We start from the raw sequence: 23,491 nt of genomic DNA, 5'->3' as shown, positions 1-23,491 counted from the left end.
TGACACCACGCTAGTAGTTGAAATGATGGGGAAAGTTAAACAATTTGATCACTTTATATTAAATATTTTTATAAAAAATATGGTACACTAAGAGCAGAATAGAAGCTTAGGAAATAGGTGATATTTTGTCTACAAAACATGAGAAAATTTTACAATACATCGAATCACTACCCGTGGGTGATAAAATTTCAGTACGTCAAATAGCGAAAGAAATGCAAGTGAGTGAAGGGACGGCTTATCGTGCCATAAAGGAAGCGGAAAATCGTCGCTTAGTAAGTTCGATTGAGCGTGTTGGAACAATTCGCATTGAGAAAAAAAAGAAAGAAAATATTGAACGCTTAACTTTTGCAGAAATTGTCAATATTGTCGATGGCCAAGTTTTAGGTGGAAAATCGGGTCTACATAAAACGTTAACGAAATTTGTCATTGGTGCAATGCAATTAGAAGACATGATGCGTTATACAGATGCAGGTAGCTTATTGATTGTTGGTAACCGGATTAAGGCACATGAAAATGCACTTCGAGCGGGTGCAGCTGTTTTAATCACTGGCGGTTTTGATACAACGGAAGATAATAAAATACTTGCGGATTCATTAGATTTACCCATTATTTCAACAAGCTATGATACGTTTACAGTAGCAACAATGATTAACCGAGCAATTTATGACCAATTAATCAAAAAAGATATTTTATTTATTGAAGATATTTATGTCCCAATGACTGACACGGCTGCCTTAAAAAATGATGAAACGATCCATCATTTTCATAAGTTAAATGAACGCACAACACATGGTGCATTTCCTGTTGTCACACATCAAAATAAATTAGTCGGGATGATTACCGTAAAAGACGTTATTGGTCGTGAAGAGAACGAGCTAGTTGAAAAAGTAATGACAAAAAATCCGATTGCTGGTTCCATGAAAATGAGTGTAGCTTCTGCTGGGCATCGTATGATTTGGGAAGGGATTGATCTCTTACCAATTGTTGATGATGACAATATTTTGCAAGGTGTTATTAGTCGTCAGGATGTACTTAAGGCGCTGCAATTAGCACAAAGACAGCCTCAGCATGGTGAAACGATTGATGATTTAGTGAAAAATGAGATGAAGGTACTGGGTGATGAAGAACTAATAGTAGAGTTTAAAGTCACACCACAAATGACCAATCAATATGGGGCCATTTCATATGGTGCTTTTACAACTTTACTAGCTGAAGTTGGTTCATTTGCCTTAAAACGCCGTAAACGTGGTGATGCAGTGGCTGAGAATATGACTATTTATTTTATTAAGCCGGTTCAAATGGAAAGTACGCTTACGGTTAAGCCTCGCATTTTAGACATGAGTCGTAAGTTTGTGAAAATGGACTTCGAAGTGTATAATCAACAAATGCTTGTCGGTAAGGCAATGATGATGTTCCAACTATTAGAACGTTAAGTATTGAAAAAGGGATGGCCTAGCGCAATTGCTTGGTCATCCCTTTGTTACATATATTATTGATTAATGCGGAATTCTTCCTCAACAAATTGCCCATAATGGCGTGCTTTTTTTATATTTTCTATAACAACTAAGATGCCTAGTGCGACAAGAATTGCTACAATAATAAATGTAAATAAGCCTGGGAATAAATAAGCTTGATTTAAAGCGAAGGATAAAATTAAGGAACCTAAGCCGATATTCGCCTTACTTTTATACCAATTTTTAGTAATTGGTAGTGGAGAACGGAATTGTTTTGTTTTAAAATAGAAATAAAAAACAAAAGATATGATAATCGCAAATACAAATATTAAATTGAGCATAGTAAACCTCCTAGCATAACTAGACATTATTGTAACGATAATTATAAAAAAATGCTAACGGTTCTTACTATCATTTTGGAGGAATTTAAGGTGAAAAGACAAATCATCGACACAATTAAGGCCTTTGAAACAATCATTATTCATCGTCATGTACGTCCAGATCCGGATGCTTATGGTTCTCAGCAAGGTTTAAAAGAGATTATTTTAGCCAACTACCCTGAGAAAAAGGTCTTTGCTGTTGGTGAACATGACGCTTCCTTATCGTTTATGGCACAGCCTGATGAAATAGCAGATGATATGTACGACAATGCTTTAGTGATTGTCACAGACACGGCCAATACAGAGCGGGTTGACGATCAACGCTATACAAAAGGAAAAATGGTGATAAAAATTGATCACCACCCAAATGACGATGCATATGGTGACTTATTATGGGTAGATACGACAGCAAGCTCATGCAGTGAAATGATTTATGAATTGTATGAAGAAGGCAAGGCAGTTGCTAGCTGGCAACTTACAGATGCTGCTGCACGCCTATTATTTGCAGGAATTGTAGGGGATACAGGAAGATTCCAGTTCCCAAGCACGACAGCGAAAACATTTAAAGTGGCTTCAGAGCTGATTACATATGATTTTGATCGAAATCAAATTTTTGATGGTATGTATGAAATGGAGCAAAAGCTACTTAATTTACAAGGCTATATATATCAAAACTTTACAATGGATGAGCATGGAGCTGCCTATGTAAAGCTAACAAAGGAATTGTTAGCTGAGTATAATACAGTGCCATCTGAGGCCTCTTTATTAGTAGGCTGCCTTGGCAGTGTTAAAGGGATATGCGCGTGGGTTGTTTTCATTGAAGAAGTAGATCAAATACGAGTACGTCTACGTTCGAAGGGACCTGTTATTAATACATTAGCAAAAGAATTTAATGGTGGAGGACATCCGCTTGCATCTGGTGCGACAGCTTATTCATGGGAGGAAGCTGACCACGTTATTTCAAGATTACAAGAAATGTGTAAGGCGTATCATTAACAGAGAAAAGGAAGGGATTCATTTGACACATGTATATACGAAAATGTATACGAGCGCGGATTTATTGAAAAGCACAATTCGGCTTGAGCAATTGATTCCTTTTTTACAAGAGCAAAAGACACAGGCCTGTGCAATCGTTAATACGAAATTGTACGGGCTTTTGCCTTTTTGTAAAGCATTGCAGCAAGCAAGTATCCACGCTGTCATTGGGCTTTCCGTTAACGTACAGTGGCATGAGAAAACCATCCCTCTTGTTCTGTATGCACAAACGCAGGAGGGCTATCAACAGCTATTAAAGATTAGTAGTGCTATATCCATTAGACAAGACGAAGTGTTGCCTTGGAAGTGGCTTGAGGGATACGCAGCGGGTTGTATAGCTCTGCTTTCCACAAATGATTTTGCAGATTTAGAGGATTGGCATACTGCGGTCACTGCTTTAATTCAGCTATTTCAACAGCAATTATATGTGGGCATCGCTAGACCAGATGGAGTAAAAACAGCGAATGAAGAAGAAATAGTGATTTGGTGCGAAGAACAGTCTATTCCGCTTGTTGCCACTCAAAGCTGTTATTTTTTACGTCCAGAAGATCATTTTGCTTATGAAGTAGCAAGAGCAATTGATACAGGTGATAAGCTAGGAAACACTATGCTAACGGCCGATGTGCAAGGCTATTTTGCACCGACAGCAGATGAATGGCAAAATTGGTTTGCTGATCATCCACAGTGGCTTGAAGCAAGTGTACAAATGCTCGCTAGCTGTAAAGCTGTTGTACCTGAAATGTCTGTGCAAATGCCTAAATTTCCTGTACCTGTAGATGAAACAGCTGAAAGCTTGCTGATGAAGGAAGCATTTACAGGATTAGAAGAAAGATTTCAGCAAATGACGATACCTACAGCCTATCGGGAACGGCTACAATATGAGCTTGAAATTATTTGTTCCATGGGCTTTGCTGACTATTTTTTAGTTGTCGCGGATTTTATGCGCTATGCGAAAGAAAATCGCATTTTGACTGGACCTGGTCGTGGTTCGTCCGCAGGTTCCCTTGTGGCATATAGCCTCGCCATTACACAAGTAGATCCACTTGCCTATGGTTTATTATTTGAACGTTTTTTAAACCCTGAAAGAATTACTTTACCTGATATTGATATTGATTTTGTTGATAGTAAAAGACATCAAGTGATTCAGTATGTTGCCCAAAAATATGGCAAAGCCAATGTTGCGCAAATTATTACATTTGGCACACTGTCTGCAAAGGCAGTTGCGAGGGATGTTGCAAGGGTTTTTGGTTTTGAGGCAGAGACATTAGAAAAAATTTCGAAGATGATTCCAAATAAGCCTGGTATTACATTGCAAAGAGCTATGGCAGATTCACATGACTTTCAAAACTGGCTTGCGGACAATGAAAAGCATCAGCGATGGTTCGAGGTAGCGCTAAAATTAGAAGGTCTGCCTAGAAATTCCTCTACACATGCAGCTGGTATTGTCATCGCCCCTTCGCCATTAGTGAATACGGTACCAATTGAAGAAGGGCATGATGGTATTTATAGTACGCAATGGCCGATGGGGGATATTGAAGCGTGCGGTCTCGTCAAAATGGATTTTTTAGGCTTGCGTAATCTCACCATTTTAGAGCAAATACGTTGGTCTATTTATAAAGCGGGAGGACCTTGGATAGAATTTGAACGAATCCCTATGCATGATGAAAAGACGTTTCAACTTTTACAAAAAGGGGATACACTAGGGATTTTTCAATTAGAATCAGACGGAATGAAACAAGCTTTACGTGATATCCATCCTACGAACTTTTTAGATATTGTAGCTATAAATGCACTTTATCGTCCAGGTCCAATGGATTTTATTGCGGTCTATGCAAGAAGAAAAGCTGGTAAAGAAATGGTTACGATGCCCCATCCAGTGTTAGAGCCTATTTTACAAGAGACATTTGGTGTAATTGTCTATCAAGAGCAGATTATCAAAATTGCCTCAGTTCTCGCAGGATTTACAATGGGACAAGCCGATTTACTGCGCCGTGCAGTGAGTAAAAAAGATCGTCAAGTTTTAGAGGAGCAACGTGCTGCATTTATTCAAGGGGCATTACAGCAAGGCTTTGATCAGCAAGTAGCGGAAGAAGTCTATGAACTGATTGTGCGTTTTGCGGATTATGGTTTCCCTAAAAGTCATGCGGTTGCCTATAGTGTCATTTCCTATCAAATGGCCTATTTAAAGGCGCATTTCCCTCGAAGCTTTTATGCAGCGTTATTATCTAATGCAACAGGTAATGTCGATAAGATTCAACAACTTGTCCATGAGGCAAAGGATAAAGGCATCCCATTTTATCCACCTTCTTTAAAAAACAGTACAAAGTATTTTACAGTAGAAAATGAAGGTATTCGCTACAGCTTATCTGGCATCAAAGGTGTGCCCCATACTCTGATAGAAAAAGTGAATACGCTACGTCAAACAAGTCCAGAAGTACTGAATAATATGTTTGATTTGGCTGTTGCCTTAAGTGCACAGCATTTTAAAGCCAAAGTGATGGAAGCATTAATCTATGCTGGAGCGCTTGATTATCTTGAGAAGGACAGGGCTGTTCTTCTCATGACAGTAGACGCAGCCTTAAAACATGCGGAGTTATTAAGACCTACTGAAGATATAGATCTGGCATCAGCTATGACACTTAGTTTTGGTAAGCCAAAATATATGCAGGCAGAAGAGATGTCTCAAAAGGAAAAATTAGTACATGAGAAGGAAAGCTTAGGCTTTTATATTTCTACCCATCCAGTAGCACAAGAAAGACTACACTGGCATGATGTCAATAGTACTTGTCGCGAGTTAAAGCAACTTCGTGACGGTAGTTATGTAAAAATGATTGGTATGATTGAAGAAGTGAAAAAAATTCGTACAAAAAAAGGGGAGCAAATGGCTTTCGTTCAGCTACAGGATGAGTATGGAGCTGTTTCGATTACATTATTCCCTCAAGTTTTTCAACTTGTCCAAGATTTATTGCTAGAGGATGAGATGCTAGTAATTGATGGTGTGTTGGAGAGGCGTTTTGGTAAGCTACAAATCAAAGTAAAACATGCACAAGCGACAAAAAAGATATGAAATGAAACAAGAATATAGAAACTGCATAAATTTTATGCAGTTTTTCCTTTACTTTTGAACGGTTCTTTTGTAAGCTAGAATCAACGTTAAAAAGTGGTCAGACCACTTTTTTGATAAGGGGAGTTAGTCGTATGGATAAAAAAACCGAACAAAAAAAAGTGTTTTTAGAAATCGTCCAACAACTACGTCAACTCATTAAAATGGAAAAAATCCAAGCAGGTGAAAAACTACCCTCCGAACGAGTTCTATCAGAGCGTCTAGGTGTCGGGCGATCCTCTGTGAGAGAGGCTTTGCGAAGCTTAGAATTGCTAGGGCTTATTGAAACAAGACACGGTGGTGGTACTTTTCTTGCGTCCACACATAAGCATCAGCTCGTAGAAATACTGTCGATGTTTATATTAGAAGATGAAAAATCGAAGAAAGATGTCGCATTAACGCGACAAATTCATGAAATGGAAGCAATCCGCGTAATAAGTTGTACAGAGATTCTTCGCACACTACCTGTGTGGGATAGTTTTTTTGTGAAACTAGAAATAGAGGGAGCGGTTAATTGTCGAGATATTTTACGAGAGTTATTGATTACGACAGGGAATCGTCTTTCTTTAAAAATCTGGTTTCAATTAGCAGCTTATGATGGCGACCGTTTAAATCGAAACTCAACAGAAGATGAAAAATTAATCATTCAAACGATGTTAAAATCGATGCAGCTTGGGTACGAAAAAGAAGCATTGAAAGCTTATGAACAGTGGATGAGTACTGTACAAAGCATTTAGCTAACAACAAAGGGGGAGTCGAACATGGCAATACGCAGCTTATTTAGTGGTAATCGAAAAAAGAAAGAGGACGGACAAGAAAAGACATTTCCAGAAGGGTTAATGACGAAATGTCCTGAATGTCGTCACATTCAACTGACAAAGGAATTAGAAAAAAACGATAAAGTATGTACAAAATGTAGTCACCATTTCAAAATGACAGCACAAGAGCGTGTGGACTATTTTTTAGATGAAGGCTCATTCGAATCAATGGATGATCATTTACAAACAAGTAATCCCCTTAATTTCCCAGCCTATGTAGAAAAAATTTCAGCCGACCAAGAGAAAACAGGTTTAAATGAGGCTGTCCTAACGGGTGTCGGAACGTTAGATGGCGAAGAAATCGTCGTAGCAATTATGGATTCTCATTTCCGCATGGGTTCAATGGGCTCCGTTGTGGGTGAAAAAATCACGCGAGCAATAGAAAAGGCAACAGCATTAGGTGTGCCATTTATCATCTTTACTGCTAGTGGTGGTGCTCGTATGCAAGAGGGCGTATTGTCATTAATGCAGATGGCTAAAACAAGTGTGGCTTTAAAGCGTCACAGTGATCATGGTTTATTGTTCATTTCTATTTTAACGCATCCAACAACGGGTGGAGTTTCCGCAAGCTTTGCTTCTGTTGGTGATATAAATATTGCCGAGCCACAAGCATTAATTGGCTTTGCAGGTCGTCGTGTTATTGAAGAAACAGTAAGAGAAAAATTGCCAAGCGATTTCCAAACAGCAGAATTTTTATTAGAGCATGGTCAGCTTGATGCTATCTTCCCTCGCAAGGATTTACGTAAGCAAGTTTCATTACTTGTAAAAATGCATACGAAAGGTGGCGTCCAACATGCCTAAAAATTTAGCATTTGAAGAACCAGTCGTACAATTACGAGAGAAAATTGATGAATTAAAAACAATTGCTGCTGAAGCAGATGTAGATATGTCAGGAGAAATCGAAAAGCTTGAAACACGTTTATCGCAATTAGAGCAATCGATTTATGCCAATATGAAGCCTTGGGATCGTGTGCAGGTAGCAAGACACCCAGAAAGACCAACAACTTTACAATATATTGAAGCGATGTGTGAAGACTTTATTGAACTGCATGGTGACCGTACGTTTGGTGACGATGCAGCTATTCTAGGTGGGATTGCCATTTTTGAAGGGCAGCCAGTAACGATTATTGGTCATCAGCGTGGTAAATCGACAAAAGAAAATATACGCCGTAATTTTGGTATGCCGCATCCAGAGGGCTATCGTAAAGCGCTACGTTTGATGAAGCAAGCTGAAAAATTTAAGCGACCGATTATTTGTTTTATTGATACAAAAGGTGCTTACCCAGGTAAAGCTGCTGAAGAACGAGGACAAAGTGAAGCAATTGCTAGAAATCTTGTTGAAATGGCAGGCTTAACTGTACCTGTTATTAGTATCGTCATTGGTGAAGGAGGAAGTGGTGGTGCACTAGCACTAGGTGTAGCAAACCGTGTCTTTATGCTAGAGAACTCAACATATTCCGTTATTTCTCCTGAAGGCGCAGCTTCAATTCTATGGCGTGATGGTAGCCTTGCTAAGCAAGCGGCAGAAGCTATGCGCATTACAGCACCAGATTTAAAAGAACTTGGTGTAATAGATGGCATTATCCCTGAAATAATCGGTGGTGCCCATCGCAATGTGGCAAAACAGGCTCTTTCTATTAAAGAATGCATTAGCGACACACTTCATACATTAAATTCTCTAAATGGAGAACAATTAATTGAAGATCGTTATGAAAAATTCAAAAAAATAGGACAATATACAGAAGCGTAAACATAGTTGTTCATAACAAATGAATGCTCTTATCTGATCGTGTATAAAAAATCTAAGCGTATAAATTTGCTCGTAAAGAGACAAAATTTGTATCTTAACATATTAAAAGGCTATAAAAATTAAAGAAGATAATAGCGCATGATAAACGCCAGACTTCTTGAAGAAATGTTAGATTTAGGATGTTTTGGAATGGAAAGAGTGTGTGAAAGCGCATTCTTTTCATTTTTTATGTAAAAGTTATGTTTTTGTATCCTCAGAGCCCTTACATAGTTTGTTTTTTCATGTTAATGTGAATAATAATAGTAACTGCAGGAGGTTCGACAATGAAAAAAATTGCTGTATTAACTAGTGGTGGAGATGCGCCTGGAATGAACGCGGCTATTCGAGCGGTCGTTCGTAAGGCAGCGTTTCATGGGATTGATGTTGTCGGAATTAAGCATGGTTATGAAGGCTTAATAAAAGGATATATGGAAGAACTTGATTTAGGTGCAGTTGGTGGTATTATTCAGCGTGGTGGTACGCATTTAAATTCGGCCAGATGTCCAGAGTTTAAAGAGGATGCTATCCAACAACAAGGTATTGACAATTTAAGAGCTGCTGGAATTGAAGGACTTGTTGTCATTGGTGGTGACGGGTCTTATCGAGGTGCAATGGATTTAGTAAAAAAAGGTTTCCCTGTTGTAGGGGTGCCAGGAACAATCGACAACGATATTCCAGGAACGGAATATACAATCGGTTTTGATACGGCTCTTAATACAGTCGTAGAATCCATCGATAAAATCCGAGATACAGCTACATCTCATGAAAATTCTTTCATTGTTGAGGTCATGGGGCGTGATGCAGGTGATATCGCCTTGTGGGCAGGCCTTGCTGCTGGTGCTGAAACAGTGTTAATTCCAGAGGAAGATTATAATTTAGATGATATTGTAGCACGCTTAGACCGTGGAGCTGCACGTGGTAAAAAACATAGCATTATTATTGTAGCAGAAGGGGTCATGTCTGGCAGTGAGCTGGCAAAGTTGTTAAATGAAAAAACAGGAAAAGAAACACGCGTTTCAGTGCTAGGTCATATTCAACGAGGCGGTTCACCGACCGCACGAGATCGAGTATTGGCAAGTCAATTTGGTGCACATGCAGTTGAATTGCTAATGGAAGGCAAGGCTGGTCGAGCAGTAGGTATTCGTAATCACCAAGTCATTGATTATGATATGCCAGAAGCTTTTGAAAAAAATCATGAGGCAGATGTAAGCCTTTATACACTAATGAAAGAACTATCAATATAATTTGTTATAAAACGGAGTGGGCAAAAATGAGAAAAACAAAAATCGTATGTACAATCGGACCTGCAAGTGAGTCGGCAGAAACTTTAGAAAAATTAATGGAAGCAGGTATGAATGTAGCCCGCTTGAATTTTTCACACGGATCTCATGAAGAACATGCAGGGCGTATTCAATTAATTCGTGAAGTGGCACAAAAGTTAAACAAACCAGTAGGAATTTTACTTGATACAAAAGGACCTGAAATTCGTACACATAATATGAAAAATGGTGAGCTACATTTAGTAGCAGGCCAAGTGATTGATATTTCAATGACTGAAGTAGAAGGTACTGAGACAAGCTTCTCTGTCACATATGAGCGTTTAATTGAAGATGTTGAGCAAAACTCAATTATTTTACTTGATGATGGTCTTATTCAGTTACGCGTATTAGCAACTGATCTGGAAAAAGGTTTAATTCATACGATTGTTGAAAATGCTGGCGTCCTAAAAAATAAAAAAGGTGTAAATGTACCAGGTGTTTCTGTACAGCTACCAGGGATCACAGAAAAAGACGCGCAAGATATTCTATTCGGTATTGAGCAAGGTGTAGACTTTATTGCTGCTTCATTTGTTCGTCGTGCAAAGGATGTGCTTGAAATCCGTGAATTGCTTGAACAAAATGGTGGTAGTCATATTCAAATTATCCCGAAAATCGAGAACCAAGAGGGTGTCGATAATATCGACGAAATCATCCTAGTATCTGATGGATTAATGGTTGCTCGTGGAGATCTTGGTGTTGAAATTCCAGCAGAAGAAGTACCACTTGTTCAAAAGAAATTGATTTTAAAATGTAATCAAGTAGGTAAACCGGTTATTACGGCAACACAAATGTTAGATTCTATGCAGCGTAACCCACGTCCAACACGTGCAGAAGCAAGTGATGTAGCGAACGCAATCATCGATGGAACAGATGCCATCATGCTATCAGGTGAAACTGCTGCGGGTCTTTATCCAGTAGAATCAGTTCAAACAATGAATAAAATTGCACAGCATACTGAAAATTCTTTAGACTATCGAAAAATTGTTTCTGCCCGTAGTCGTGAAAAAGAAGCGAATATGACGGAGGCTATCTCTCAAGCAGTAGCATATACATCTATCAATTTAGGGGTAAAAGCCGTATTAGCACCAACTGAAAGTGGTAATACAGCAAGAATGATCGCCAAGTATCGACCAGGTGTGCAAATTGTTGCAGTGACAGGCTCTCCAAATACAGCCAATACTTTAACATTAGTATGGGGTGTGTATCCAATTGTTTGTCAACGAGTGACAACAACAGATGAAATTTTAGAGCTAGCTGTAGATGAAAGCTTGAAACATGGTTTCGTTACGCACGGAGATGCTGTTGTCATTACAGCGGGTGTGCCAGTAGGTGAAGCAGGTACAACAAACTTAATGAAAGTACACATTATCGGAGATTTACTAGCTCGTGGTCAAGGGATTGGCAAAGCCTCCGTTGTAGGGAAGACAGTCGTTGCCAAAAATGCTGCTGAGGCACTTGCTTACGATACAGAAGGATGCATCCTTGTAACAGTTGGATCTGATCGAGATATGATGCCAGCTATAGAAAATTGTATTGGTCTGATTACTGAAGAAGGTGGTCTAACGAGTCATGCAGCAGTTGTTGGTCTAAGCCTTGGTATTCCAGTAATTGTGGGCGTAAAAGAAGCAACAACATTAATACGTCATGATCAAGAGATTACAATGGACGCTGAAACAGGAGTTATTTACAAAGGACATGCGAGTGTTCTTTAACAAGTAACGAAAAGCTCTAGTGCGATTTTTTGTACTAGAGCTTTTAAATAAGGTTGTACACATTTTGTGGTAACTTCTTTTCTCTATCAATACTAAGGAATAGACATTCTCTTTGAATGAGGGTATTCATTTTTTTATGAAACTAAATGGGCTATAATAACGTATAAAAGGTATAGCTTTTCATGTAGAAAGGAGAAAAATATGCGTAAAATTTTTCTTGGTTTCGTTGTCTACGCTTTAGCCGAATTGGCGTTATTAATAGTCATTGGACAAAATATTGGTGTTTTAAGTACTTTATTGCTCATTATTGCAACGAGCGTTATTGGTATTTATGTCATGAAGAATAAGGGTATGAATTCTGTCCAAAATGTAAAAAATACGTTGGCACGCGGAGAGGCACCAGGTGCTGCTTTAGTGGATGCATTACTAACGTTTAGTGGTGGTTTGCTTTTAGCATTACCAGGATTTTTAACAGATCTGATTGGTCTACTATTGCTCATGCCATTTTCTCGAAAAATGTTCCAACCAGTTGTCTATTACTGGATGCGTAAAAAAATGAAAAAAGGCCAATTCATTATCGTTCAAAGATAGAGTTTTCCTTTAGCTTTACTGCTAAAAATAAAAAGATAGGGCTAAGCAAGATCCCATAAAAGCCAAACAATAGAATAGAGGCAGCACTGATAAAAAATGTATGGAATGTACGTAATTGTAGCGTATTGGACCAAAGCATTGAATCAGCTAGCTGCCTTGTTAATTGAACAAATAAATACAGTAGTAAAATGGCTACACATAAAAAGGTGTTGCCGTTGAAATAAAAATAAATGCTCATTGGTACAAGAAAAACACCGATTCCGAAAAATGGTAATACATCTGCAAATGCTACAATAAAAGCTTTAATGATGGCTTGTTCAAACTGGAGGATCATAAACCCTGCACAAAGGATTAGTAGGGTAATGGTGAATAATTGAAACTCCACGAATAAGAAGTAATGAAAGAGTTGCATGATTTTTGCAAAATGAGATTGCCACTCATGGCGATATTTCTTAGGGACATATTGAAAAAACCAATAGCGTGATTTCCGTGTTTCTAATAAAGCGAAATAATAAGCGACTAAAAAAATAAACACCTCGATAACATGCTTCATTAATACTTGGAAAAGATCTGCTGTGTAAATGATGATAGAATCAAATATGGACAGTGACTTTTCTTTTAATACTTGTACAAACATGGATTCATATTCACTAAAAAGCGGGAAATTTTGTAATGTCTCTCGAATTTCTGGAAAGATAACAATGATACTGTTAATGGATATGACGACAAGAAGAAAAATACAAGTTAATATGAGTACTTCCACAATAATTGCTGCGATCCAATAGGCAATCCTACAATATTTATGTAAGAAATTTATAACAGGATACGTCGAAAAGGATAAAAAAATTGCAAGTGAAACAGGTAATACAAACCAAAGTATTACTAAATAAAAAATAAAAAGTAAAACACTTGTAGTTCTTTCATATGAAAAATACTTTAAATTCCTCATTTTTACAAATTCACCTCAAATCAATTGATAATACGATTGTCAAAATATACAAAAAAATCTCTTTGGAACAAATATATAGTCGTTCGGACGTCTTTTTCTTTATTTGGAGGATTTTCATTCACAAAGCTGTCAAAAATGATTATAATAGCAATGTAAGCGATTTACTTAATGGTTCATATGAGCAAAAACCATAAATGCAACAAAAAAAACGCATTTATAACAAAGTTTAAATATGAGGGAGCGATAATTTATGTCAGCAACTAAAGGTTTAGAAGGTATCGTAGCAGCGGAATCTAAAATCAGTTCAATTATCGATGACACACTTACATATGTTGGTTACAACATTGATGATTTAGCAGAAAATGCGTCATTCGAAGAGGTAATTTACTTGTTATGGCATACTCGTTTACCAAAAGAGGACGAGCTAGCTGAATTAAAACAACAATTGGCAGACAATATGTCAATTCCGCAAGCGATTGTCGACCAATTCAAAACATACCCACTTTCAACTGTACATCCAATGGCTGCATTGCGTACTGCAGTATCTTTACTTGGTGTATTCGATGAAGAAGCGGATGTTATGGATCCAGAAGCAAACTACCGTAAAGCAATTCGTCTACAAGCTAAAATTGCTACAGCAGTAACTGCATTTGCACGTGTTCGTAAAGGTTTAGAGCCAGTTGAGCCAAAACCTGAATTAGGATATGCTGCAAACTTCTTATACATGCTAAAAGGCGAAGAGCCAGCAGCTATTGAAATTGAAGCATTTGACAAAGCATTAGTATTACATGCTGACCATGAATTAAACGCATCTACATTTACAGCACGTGTATGTGTAGCTACTTTATCAGACGTTTATTCAGGTGTAACAGCAGCAATCGGTGCATTAAAAGGACCACTTCATGGTGGAGCAAATGAGCAAGTGATGAAAATGTTATCTGAAATCGGCTCACTTGAAAATGTTGAATCTTACATTCAAAATAAATTAGACAACAAAGAAAAAATCATGGGCTTCGGTCACCGCGTATATCGTAAAGGCGACCCTCGTGCACCACATTTACGTGTAATGTCTAAAAAATTAACTGAGCTAACTGGTAAACCAGAGCTATATGAGATGTCAGTTAAAATCCATGACATGATCGTGGAACAAAAGAAATTACCTGCAAACGTAGATTTCTTCTCTGCGTCAGTGTATGATTCTTTAGGTATTGATCATGACCTGTTCACACCAATTTTCGCAGTATCTCGTACTTCAGGTTGGGTGGCACACATCCTTGAGCAATATGCAAACAACCGCCTAATCCGTCCACGTGCTGAATATGTTGGACCAGGCATGCAAAAATATATTCCAATCAGCGAGCGCTAATTTGGAAAATATGCTAGAATGTTTGGGACTGTGTTATCACTAACACAGTCCTATGATTATGAATTTAGGAGGCAACAGAATGTCAAACAAAATTGTAGTTGAAAATGGCGTACTTAATGTACCAAATAATCCAGTAATTCCTTTCATCGAAGGTGATGGAATTGGTCCAGATATCTGGGCAGCAGCATCACGCGTAATCGACGCAGCTGTAGAAAAAGCTTATAACGGTGAAAAGAAAATTGAATGGTTAGAAGTTTTAGCTGGTGAAAAAGCATTTAACCAAACTGGTGAATGGTTACCACAAGAAACTTTAGACAAAATTAACGAATACTTAATTGCAATCAAAGGTCCTCTTACTACACCAATCGGTGGTGGTATCCGCTCTCTAAACGTAGCATTACGTCAACAACTTGACTTATATGTATGCTTACGTCCAGTACGTCACTTTGATGGAGTGCCTTCTCCAGTTAAACGCCCAGAAGACGTTGACATGGTTATCTTCCGCGAAAACACAGAAGACATCTATGCTGGTATTGAATTCGAATCTGGCTCTGAACAAGCTCAAAAAATCATCAACTTCCTACAAACTGAATTTGGTGTAAACCAAATCCGTTTCCCAGAAACTTCTGGTATTGGTGTAAAACCTGTATCTAAAGAAGGTACTGAGCGTTTAGTACGTTCTGCTATCGAATATGCAATTAAACATAAACGCCCATCTGTTACTTTAGTTCATAAAGGTAACATCATGAAATTCACTGAAGGTGGATTCAAAAAATGGGGTTATGAATTAGCTGAAAAAGAATTTGCTGATCAAACATTCACTTGGAATCAATATGATGCAATCAAAGCTGAACAAGGTGAAGAAGCAGCAAACAAAGCGCAAGCTGACGCTTTAGCAGCTGGTAAAATCTTAGTGAAAGATTCTATCGCTGATATCTTCTTACAACAAATTTTAACTCGTCCAACTGAGTTCGATGTAGTAGCTACAATGAACTTAAACGGTGACTATATTTCTGATGCTCTAGCTGCACAAGTTGGTGGTATCGGTATCGCTCCAGGCGCGAACATCAACTATGTAACTGGACATGCAATCTTCGAAGCTACTCACGGTACAGCTCCAAAATATGCTGGCCAAGATAAAGTAAACCCATCATCAGTTTTACTTTCAGGTGTATTAATGCTTGAACACTTAGGATGGCAAGAAGCTGCTGACATGATCACTAAATCTGTTGAGAAAACAATTTCTTCTAAAGTTGTAACTTATGACTTCGCACGTTTAATGGACGGCGCTACAGAAGTGAAATGTTCAGAATTCGCGAACGAGTTAATCAAAAACCTATAATTTTCTATTCTAAAATAGGAATTATCACTAAAGCGGATAGTTTATTCTGCCGATATAATTAGGGTGAAAGTAAATTTAAATTGAATATTTACGATAAACTTGTTTAAACGAGGGAGTGAGATGTATGTCTCCTCCCTCTTTTAAAATATATAACCTAATTTTAAAGGAGCGTATTCAAAATGTCTCTGAAACGTAAAAAAATCTCAGTAATCGGTGGCGGCTTTACAGGCGCTACGGCAGCATTTTTAGCAGCTCAGAAAGAACTTGGTGATGTCGTATTAGTGGATATTCCACAAGCAGAAAATCCAACAAAGGGAAAGGCACTAGATATGTGGGAAGCAGCACCAATACAAGGGTTTGATTCTTATGTACAAGGCACTTCCAATTATGCAGATACGGCTGATTCGGATGTAGTCATCATTACTGCTGGTGTTGCGCGTAAACCAGGTATGAGTCGTGATGATCTCGTTCAAATCAATCAAGGTGTCATGAAAACTGTTTCAAAAGAAATTGCTACGCATTCACCAAATGCTACAATCCTTGTACTGACAAATCCAGTTGATGCCATGACTTATACAGTATACAAAGAAACTGGCTTCCCGAAAAATCGTGTTATCGGTCAATCGGGTGTTCTTGATACAGCTCGTTTCTGTGCATTTGTAGCACAAGAGCTCAATATTTCAGTGAAAGACATTACTGGCTTTGTATTGGGTGGTCATGGTGACACAATGGTGCCATTAACACGCTATTCATTTGCAGGTGGCATTCCGTTAGAAACATTAATTTCTGCCGAACGTTTGGAAGAGATTGTTGATCGTACACGCAATGGTGGAGCAGAAATTGTCAACTTACTTGGCAATGGTTCTGCCTATTATGCGCCAGCTGCGGCACTGATTGAAATGGCTGAAGCCATTATTAAAGATCAGAAACGTATTTTGCCATCTATCGCTTATTTAGAAGGTGAATATGGCTACCATGATTTATACTTAGGCGTTCCTACTTTACTTGGAGCCAATGGTATTGAAAAAATCTTTGAGCTTGAGTTAACGGACAAAGAAAAGGCAGCTTTAGACCAATCGGCAGATGCAGTCCGTAATGTGATGAAAATTTTAGTGTAAATGAATAATGCATCAGCGTTATTAAACAGATTTTTTCGAGCTTACTTGAAAACGAGCAGGATAATTCCTGCTCGTTTTTTTATGTTCAAGTGTTAGGAAGCTTAAGGTCCTTCTGCTTTTCATTGTACTTTTAGCATAAAATTGATACTATGAATGTAGTATGATAGAAAAGGGGTTGGCGTATCTTTGCTTCAAAAAAATAGTAAACTTGGTCTCACAATTGATGAAATTACAGTTGGCGAGAAGATCCATATAACAGAAAAAATCGAGGATAGGGATTTATTGCTGTATTTAGGGCTGACAAACGATAGTAATCCGCTTTATATTCAACATGATTATGCGGCGATGACACCTTTTCAAAAACCAATTGTGCCGACAATTATGTTAAATGGAATTATTACATCAGCTGTGTCCAAGTATATTCCGGGGCCAGGTGCGCGAATTATTGAGCAACATTTAAAATATTTAGGTCCTCTCTATCATTATGAATTATTTGATACGCTTTTAGAGGTAACGGCAGTCAATAAATACGACAATACGATTACGGTATCTGTACACTCATATAATGAGCAAAAGGAGCTTGTGATTGAAGGGATGCTGTTGGTGACACCACCGCTTATATTATAGACGTCTTGAGATTTGAAATGGGGGTTTCAAATCACTTACGGAGGCATTATACATGACAAAAACAATTTTAGTTATTGAAGATGAATTTTCGATTGCAACATTATTGAAATATAATTTAGAACAGGCTGGCTATGTCGTTGAAACGGCTGCTGATGGTCAGGAAGGACTTGAAAAAGCAATCGACCTACAGCCCAATTTAATTCTTTTGGATTTGATGCTTCCAAAACTAGATGGTATGGAGGTATGTAAACAAATCCGACAGCAACGTATGAATACGCCTATCATTATGTTAACTGCAAAAGATGACGAATTTGATAAAGTTCTTGGTCTTGAGCTAGGCGCAGATGATTATATGACAAAGCCTTTTAGTCCACGTGAAGTATTGGCACGTGTCAAGGCTGTGTTAAGACGTTTCACACAAAATGTTGTGGTAGATGATAAGGATGAGCCTAAAGAAAAAATGTATGAGTTTGGACAATTGAGAGTGTTTCCAGAGCGTTTTGAAGTTTTTTTACAAGACGAAGCATTGGAATTTACACCAAAAGAGTTTGAGCTACTTATTTACTTACTTGAAAATAAAAATCGAGTTTTAACACGTGATCAGCTATTAAGTGCTGTATGGAAATATGATTTTGCTGGCGATACTCGAATTGTGGATGTACACATTAGCCACCTTCGCGATAAAATCGAGGAAAATAGCCGTAAGCCAATGTTCATTAAAACAATCAGAGGCCTAGGTTATAAATTTGAGGAGCCGAAAACGACATGAAATCAATGAGCAACCGCTTATTCTTGACATTCATGCTTTTACTTGGAACGATACTAGCTGTCCTAATGATTGTTATAGGTCAGCTTTTTCCTGTTTATATCAAGCAATACAATGAACAAGCAACCACGCAATTACAGGCGTCGATGGATCAAGTAATCGATGAACGCAAGATGGAATTATCAAAGGAAGATCAGGAAGCATTGTATGCAGTACAAAGCATGAAACAAGAGGAATCCTTGTTGTCCTATGTGCATGCCCGACTCTACTTAGTACTAGCTGTTCTTTTCACCATCACATTAATTTTAATCGCCATTGTAAGCCGTTATATGATTCGCAATTTTACGGCACCTATTGATAACGTGACAGAAACGGCTCTTGAGCTTGCCAAGGGAAACTACCGTGCACGTGCCCATGAAAATGAACATGAACGCATGATACCACTCAGTCATTCCATAAATATTTTAGCACGTAATTTACAGGATATTACGACGATACGTGAAGTAGAGGAAGAACGACTGAAGACCCTAATTGAAAATATGGGAAGCTCTCTCATGATGATTGGCCGTGAAGGAAATATTTCCATCGTGAATCGGGTATTTCTAGAGCGCTTTGATATGCAGCTTGATGATGTACAAGGAAAGGTATTTCGTACAATAGGTTTACCAAAATCATTAGAGCAATTTATCGATCATGTCTTTCTAACAGAGATGCCTTATCGACAACAAATCAAAATGGAAATACAGCAGGAGCTCTATAATAAAGAAGTCTACGGGGCACCTGTCATCGGGGATCATGGACGATGGCTAGGCGTTGTTATCGTTATGCACGATATAACGGAACTTGTTCGATTGGAGCAAATTCGAAAAGACTTTGTTGCTAATGTATCACATGAATTACGTACACCTATTACTTCTATTAAAGGCTTTTCGGAAACATTATTGGATGGGGCCTATAAGGATGAAAAAATGCTGATCTCCTTTTTAGAGATCATTTATAAAGAAAGTAATCGACTTCAAATGCTCATTCAAGATTTATTAGAGCTGTCAAAAATTGAGCAGCATGGCTTTACTGTCAATATTATGCCGATGGGCTTACAAGATGTTTTAATCCGTGGAGCAGAGCTGACTGCACCGCGGTTAGATGAGAAAAATATGAGCTTCCAAGTGGATTTCGAACGAGATGTCCAAGTAATGGGGGATGCCAACCGTATTATTCAAATCGTGACGAATTTAATTACCAATGCTATTACATATTCTCCTGAAAACACGACTGTTTCCATTCGTTTAAAGGAAAATGAAACACATGGCATTATCGAAATAGAAGACCAAGGAATCGGTATTGAAAAGCATGAAATTGCTCGTGTTTTTGAGCGTTTTTATCGTGTGGATCGAGCAAGAAGTCGTAATTCTGGCGGAACAGGATTAGGGTTAGCGATTGTGAAGCATCTTGTAGAGGCCCATCATGGTCGTATTCAAGTAGAAAGCGAAGTCGGAATGGGGACTAAAATGATTGTCATGATTCCAAAAGATTAACAATTCCTTTACATGAACAACATGTTATATTCATATTTGGGTACTATACTAATTACTAGAAACCCCCTATATGATTGTTAAGACGATAACCATAAAAAATCTACTATCTAGTTGGAGATTTTTTAATAAGGATTTTATTTTCACCACAGAAAGAATGTAGTGTCTTTTTTAGGCACTACATTCTTTTTCTGTTTTACAGGGAGGAAAAATAGGTGTAAAGTATAGTAGCATAAAGTTTAACAACAATTTTTTTGGCAATTGTTTGTTAAACCATCGCTTTGACAGTCAGTGAATCAACCTTCTTTTCATTTTGAATTGTGTTTTTCTGACTGTTGAGGCAGAGAAAAAAATGAGAGAAGGATGACCATGAAAATCGTCAAAAGTATCGTGCAGATCGGCTATCTTTACATCTTATTATTTATCGGAAATACTATTGCACGCCTACTTCACTTGCCGATTCCAGGGAGCATAATAGGGCTCGTCCTATTATTTTTACTTTTACAGTTTCATATAATCAAGCTTGAATGGATTGAATTAGGAGCAGCTGTATTACTAAGTGAACTCTTACTATTCTTTATCCCATCTGCCATCGGTGTAATTGATTATCATGCCTTATTCGGTGTGCAAGGAATGAAGGTTGTGCTGGTCATTGCTGTAAGTGCAATTGTCGTGATGTTTGTAACGGGCTATACAGCACAATGGCTAGAGCAACGAAAGAAGAGTGATACAGTATGAGTCTATTTATTGCTACCATCAGCTTATTAGGAACTATTGCTATTTTCTATATTTGTAAAATGTTCTATAAGAAATATAAAAAAGAATGGTTATCACCCATGCTGATGACGCCTTTAGTGATTATAGGTATTTTATTGCTGACAGGCATACCTTATAAAACCTATAATACTGGAGCGAATGTTTTAACAAATTTACTAGGGCCAGCAACCGTTGCGTTTGCGATTCCGATTTATAAAAATGTGAATCTATTAAAAAAACACGCATTCGAAATTTTCGTCAGTATTGCGGTTGGCTCTGCAGTTGCTATCGTATCATCCTTTATCATGGCTCTAGTGGTAGGGCTGAATGATGAGTTGGTGCATAGCTTAGTGCCACGTTCAGTAACAACACCTATAGCGATGGACATTTCAAATATGATTGGAGGTTCCCCTACTCTTACAGCCGTATTTGTTATGACGACTGGTATTTTAGGGAGCTTGTTGGCACCCATCGTTATTAAAATATGCCGTTTCCACAGACCTTCATCTAGAGGCCTAATGCTTGGGATGGGTGCTCATGGAACTGGTACTTCTAAAGCATTTGAACTTGGCGAGCTAGAAGGAACATTTGCTAGCCTGGCAATGATCGTTGCCGCCTTAATCAGCATTGTATTATCTACAACCATTTTCCCAGTATTTGAACATCTGGTTATCAATATCCTGTTGCCATAAAAGGTAACAGGATTTTTTTATCTTGCTTCAGAAATGTTTTTACAAAGCGTCACGTAAAAATAATTATATGAAAATATTTTGAAACTTTTTCTTAAGGTCTCCCGTAAACAATAGTACTAAGCAAAAGGGAGGAATAGACATGAGTGTGAAAAGGACACTAATGATAGTTGGACTTGGAATATTTGGTATTATTGCACTTATTACAGTTTTTACATCATGGTACACGGTGGATGAATCAGAACAAGCTGTTGTCATTACATTTGGTCGTGCCGATGATATGGTTACAAATCCAGGCCTTCACTTTAAATTACCTTGGCCAGTGCAGTCGGTCGAAATTTTATCAAAAGAAACATTTAGTTTACAATTTGGCTATAAGCAAAATAAAGAGGGAGATCTAGAGGCCTACGATGCTGAAACAAAGATGATTACAGGGGATGAAAATATTGTTTTAACAGACCTTGTTGTTCAATGGAAAATTACTGAGCCTAATAAGTTTCTATTTAATTCACAAGATCCTGAAAGAATATTACATAGCGCGACATCGAGTGCCATTCGTTCTATTATCGGAAGTTCTTCTATCGATGCAGCGTTAACAGAAGGTAAAGCTGATATCGAAGCAAAAACGCGTCAATTATTAGTATCTCTTATAGAAAAGTACGATATTGGAATTAGTGTTTTAGGTGTAAAATTACAAGATGTAGAATTGCCAAATAAAGATGTGCGTGCAGCATTCACAGCTGTTACAGATGCACGTGAAATGAAAAATACGAAAATAAATGAAGCTGAAAAATATGAAAACCAACGCATTAATGAAGCCCAGGGTGAACGAGATGCGATTATGTCAAAGGCAAAAGGTGCTAAAACAGCTCGTATTGAGCAAGCACAAGGTGATGTAGCTGTCTTTAATAAAATGTATGAGCAGTATAAAGGCAATCAACAAATTACACGTGAGCGTTTAATTTTAGAGACGCTAGAAAATGTCTTACCAAAAGCACAAATTTACATTATGAATGATGATGGTAGTACGATGAAGTACTTGCCGCTACAGTCACTACAACCTCAGCAGACACAAACAGAGAAAAAAGAAGGGAGCGGTAACTAATGGACCAAAAAAATAAGGATCTTGACAAATTCCTCAATTTTTTATCGGGCAAAAGTAAAAAAGCTGCTCCATCAGAAGGCGACTCAGGGGACAATGTAGTGAAAATGTCAAAAAAAGGTCCTAATAATCCAAAGAAGTATATCTCTTTAGCTGTAACATTAACAGCTATATTTGCTCTAGTGATTATTTTATTAACGAATATTTATATAGTGAAGGAATCGGAATATGCAGTTGTTCGACAGTTTGGAGAGGTTGTTAAGTTCGAGCGCGAACCCGGTTTAAATATGAAAATTCCATTTATTCAAAGTGTCACTAAGTTACCAAAAAACCAAATGACATATGAAATTTCAGAAGAAGAGATTAATACAAAGGATAAGAAGCGAATAATTATCGATAATTATGCTGTATGGCGTATTACAGATCCAAAATTATTAATTTCTAATGCTGGGACGATTGAAAAAGTGGAATCACGAATGGAAGAATTTATTTATTCTGTTATTCGATCTGAGCTTGGACGAATTGATTATAATCAAATAATTAATGATGAGGATTCTTCGAGAGGCAGCATTAATGATACGGTGACTGAACGTGTTAATGAACTGCTTTCAAACGATAAATACGGCATTGAAGTAGTAGATGTACGTATTCGTCGCATTGATTTGCCAACTGAAAATGAGCAATCTGTTTTTACGAATATGATTTCAGATCGTGAATCCATTGCCCAAAAATATCTTTCTGAGGGAGATGCTCAGAAACGTCGTATTGAAGCCAAAACAGATCAAGAAGTACAAGAAATGCTAGCTACAGCCAATAAAGAAGCTGCCATTATTCAAGCTGAAGGTGAAGCAGAAGCTGCAAAAATTTATAATAAATCATTCTCTCAAGATCCTGAATTTTATTCCTTATACCGCACGCTAGAATCATATAAGAAAACGGTTGGAGAAGATACGGTCATCATTTTACCTTCTACTTCACCATATGCCAATATTTTGTCTGGTTATATAAAATAAACAGTCAATTAAAGTCGTCTCTTATGAAAG

General features: G+C 37.8%; 21 protein-coding genes. 19 read left to right on the top strand and 2 right to left on the bottom strand.

Features of this window, described 5'->3' with window-relative positions; all coding sequences use genetic code 11:
- Nucleotides 1–125 precede the first annotated feature (125 nt).
- Nucleotides 126–1,433 carry a DRTGG domain-containing protein gene (locus CRI88_RS08385; RefSeq protein ID WP_058843387.1) on the top strand — a complete coding sequence of 436 codons (1,308 nt, stop codon included), beginning with the start codon at nt 126–128 and terminating at the stop codon, nt 1,431–1,433.
- Between the two features lie 56 nt (nt 1,434–1,489).
- On the opposite strand, the gene CRI88_RS08380 is transcribed toward CRI88_RS08385, so the two are convergent.
- Nucleotides 1,490–1,795: a YtpI family protein gene (locus CRI88_RS08380; RefSeq protein WP_058843386.1), complete on the bottom strand. Its 306-nt coding sequence runs from the start codon at nt 1,793–1,795 to the stop codon at nt 1,490–1,492.
- A gap of 90 nt (nt 1,796–1,885) precedes the next feature.
- On the opposite strand from CRI88_RS08380, the gene CRI88_RS08375 reads away from it, so the two are divergent.
- From CRI88_RS08375 to CRI88_RS08340, 8 genes are all read left to right on the top strand, one after another.
- Nucleotides 1,886–2,830 (top strand): DHH family phosphoesterase, encoded by a 945-nt coding sequence (locus tag CRI88_RS08375; protein WP_036118911.1) that lies wholly within the window; start codon nt 1,886–1,888, stop codon nt 2,828–2,830.
- Nucleotides 2,831–2,873: 43 nt separating this feature from the next.
- Nucleotides 2,874–5,936 (top strand): DNA polymerase III subunit alpha, encoded by a 3,063-nt coding sequence (dnaE, locus tag CRI88_RS08370; protein ID WP_257982881.1) that lies wholly within the window; start codon nt 2,874–2,876, stop codon nt 5,934–5,936.
- Nucleotides 5,937–6,067: 131 nt separating this feature from the next.
- The gene (locus tag CRI88_RS08365; RefSeq protein WP_036118914.1) at nt 6,068–6,709 is read left to right on the top strand and encodes a FadR/GntR family transcriptional regulator; all 642 of its coding nucleotides are present in this window, start codon (nt 6,068–6,070) and stop codon (nt 6,707–6,709) included.
- Between the two features lie 24 nt (nt 6,710–6,733).
- Entirely contained in the window at nt 6,734–7,591 is an 858-nt protein-coding gene (gene accD, locus CRI88_RS08360) for an acetyl-CoA carboxylase, carboxyltransferase subunit beta (RefSeq protein WP_036118916.1), read from the top strand.
- Nucleotides 7,584–8,540 (top strand): acetyl-CoA carboxylase carboxyltransferase subunit alpha, encoded by a 957-nt coding sequence (locus CRI88_RS08355; protein ID WP_036118918.1) that lies wholly within the window; start codon nt 7,584–7,586, stop codon nt 8,538–8,540. The genes accD and CRI88_RS08355 overlap by 8 nt, the downstream gene beginning before the upstream one ends.
- 323 nt (nt 8,541–8,863) lie before the next feature.
- Nucleotides 8,864–9,823: a 6-phosphofructokinase gene (gene pfkA, locus CRI88_RS08350; protein ID WP_036118919.1), complete on the top strand. Its 960-nt coding sequence runs from the start codon at nt 8,864–8,866 to the stop codon at nt 9,821–9,823.
- Nucleotides 9,824–9,849: 26 nt separating this feature from the next.
- Nucleotides 9,850–11,610 (top strand): pyruvate kinase, encoded by a 1,761-nt coding sequence (gene pyk, locus CRI88_RS08345; RefSeq protein ID WP_058843384.1) that lies wholly within the window; start codon nt 9,850–9,852, stop codon nt 11,608–11,610.
- 201 nt (nt 11,611–11,811) lie between these two features.
- Nucleotides 11,812–12,201, top strand: coding sequence for an FxsA family protein (locus CRI88_RS08340; RefSeq protein ID WP_051891590.1), 390 nt, complete (start codon nt 11,812–11,814; stop codon nt 12,199–12,201).
- On the opposite strand, the gene CRI88_RS08335 is transcribed toward CRI88_RS08340, so the two are convergent.
- On the bottom strand, nt 12,185–13,150 hold the full coding sequence (locus CRI88_RS08335) for an AI-2E family transporter (RefSeq protein WP_082673687.1): 966 nt from the start codon (nt 13,148–13,150) through the stop codon (nt 12,185–12,187). The genes CRI88_RS08340 and CRI88_RS08335 overlap by 17 nt on opposite strands.
- Nucleotides 13,151–13,400: 250 nt before the next feature.
- On the opposite strand from CRI88_RS08335, the gene citZ reads away from it, so the two are divergent.
- The 10 genes from citZ (at nt 13,401) to hflC (ending at nt 23,461) form a co-directional block, all read left to right on the top strand.
- Nucleotides 13,401–14,516: a citrate synthase gene (citZ, locus tag CRI88_RS08330; protein ID WP_036118926.1), complete on the top strand. Its 1,116-nt coding sequence runs from the start codon at nt 13,401–13,403 to the stop codon at nt 14,514–14,516.
- A gap of 79 nt (nt 14,517–14,595) precedes the next feature.
- Nucleotides 14,596–15,858, top strand: a complete 1,263-nt coding sequence (gene icd / locus CRI88_RS08325) for an NADP-dependent isocitrate dehydrogenase (RefSeq protein WP_036118927.1) — start codon at nt 14,596–14,598, stop codon at nt 15,856–15,858.
- 179 nt (nt 15,859–16,037) lie between these two features.
- Entirely contained in the window at nt 16,038–16,976 is a 939-nt protein-coding gene (mdh, locus tag CRI88_RS08320; protein ID WP_036118928.1) for a malate dehydrogenase, read from the top strand.
- A 186-nt stretch (nt 16,977–17,162) separates the two neighbouring features.
- A complete protein-coding gene (locus CRI88_RS08315; protein WP_036118931.1) occupies nt 17,163–17,603 on the top strand; it encodes a MaoC/PaaZ C-terminal domain-containing protein in 441 nt (146 codons plus the stop codon).
- Between the two features lie 52 nt (nt 17,604–17,655).
- Nucleotides 17,656–18,372 (top strand): response regulator transcription factor, encoded by a 717-nt coding sequence (locus CRI88_RS08310; RefSeq protein ID WP_036118933.1) that lies wholly within the window; start codon nt 17,656–17,658, stop codon nt 18,370–18,372.
- On the top strand, nt 18,369–19,904 hold the full coding sequence (gene pnpS / locus CRI88_RS08305; protein ID WP_036118935.1) for a two-component system histidine kinase PnpS: 1,536 nt from the start codon (nt 18,369–18,371) through the stop codon (nt 19,902–19,904). Before CRI88_RS08310 ends, pnpS begins: the two co-directional genes overlap by 4 nt.
- A 366-nt stretch (nt 19,905–20,270) precedes the next feature.
- Nucleotides 20,271–20,639 carry a CidA/LrgA family holin-like protein gene (locus CRI88_RS08300; RefSeq protein WP_036118937.1) on the top strand — a complete coding sequence of 123 codons (369 nt, stop codon included), beginning with the start codon at nt 20,271–20,273 and terminating at the stop codon, nt 20,637–20,639.
- Entirely contained in the window at nt 20,636–21,349 is a 714-nt protein-coding gene (locus CRI88_RS08295; RefSeq protein ID WP_058843383.1) for an LrgB family protein, read from the top strand. The genes CRI88_RS08300 and CRI88_RS08295 overlap by 4 nt, the downstream gene beginning before the upstream one ends.
- Nucleotides 21,350–21,488: 139 nt before the next feature.
- The gene (gene hflK, locus CRI88_RS08290; RefSeq protein ID WP_036118942.1) at nt 21,489–22,451 is read left to right on the top strand and encodes an FtsH protease activity modulator HflK; all 963 of its coding nucleotides are present in this window, start codon (nt 21,489–21,491) and stop codon (nt 22,449–22,451) included.
- Complete coding sequence (gene hflC, locus CRI88_RS08285; RefSeq protein ID WP_058843382.1) at nt 22,451–23,461, top strand: protease modulator HflC; 1,011 nt, start codon at nt 22,451–22,453, stop codon at nt 23,459–23,461. Before hflK ends, hflC begins: the two co-directional genes overlap by 1 nt.
- The last annotated feature ends 30 nt before the right edge of the window (nt 23,462–23,491 follow it).

The organism is Lysinibacillus fusiformis, from assembly GCF_002845985.1.
Classification (GTDB): Bacteria; Bacillota; Bacilli; order Bacillales_A; family Planococcaceae; genus Lysinibacillus; species Lysinibacillus fusiformis_D.
This window is presented reverse-complemented; position numbering and strand designations above follow the sequence as displayed.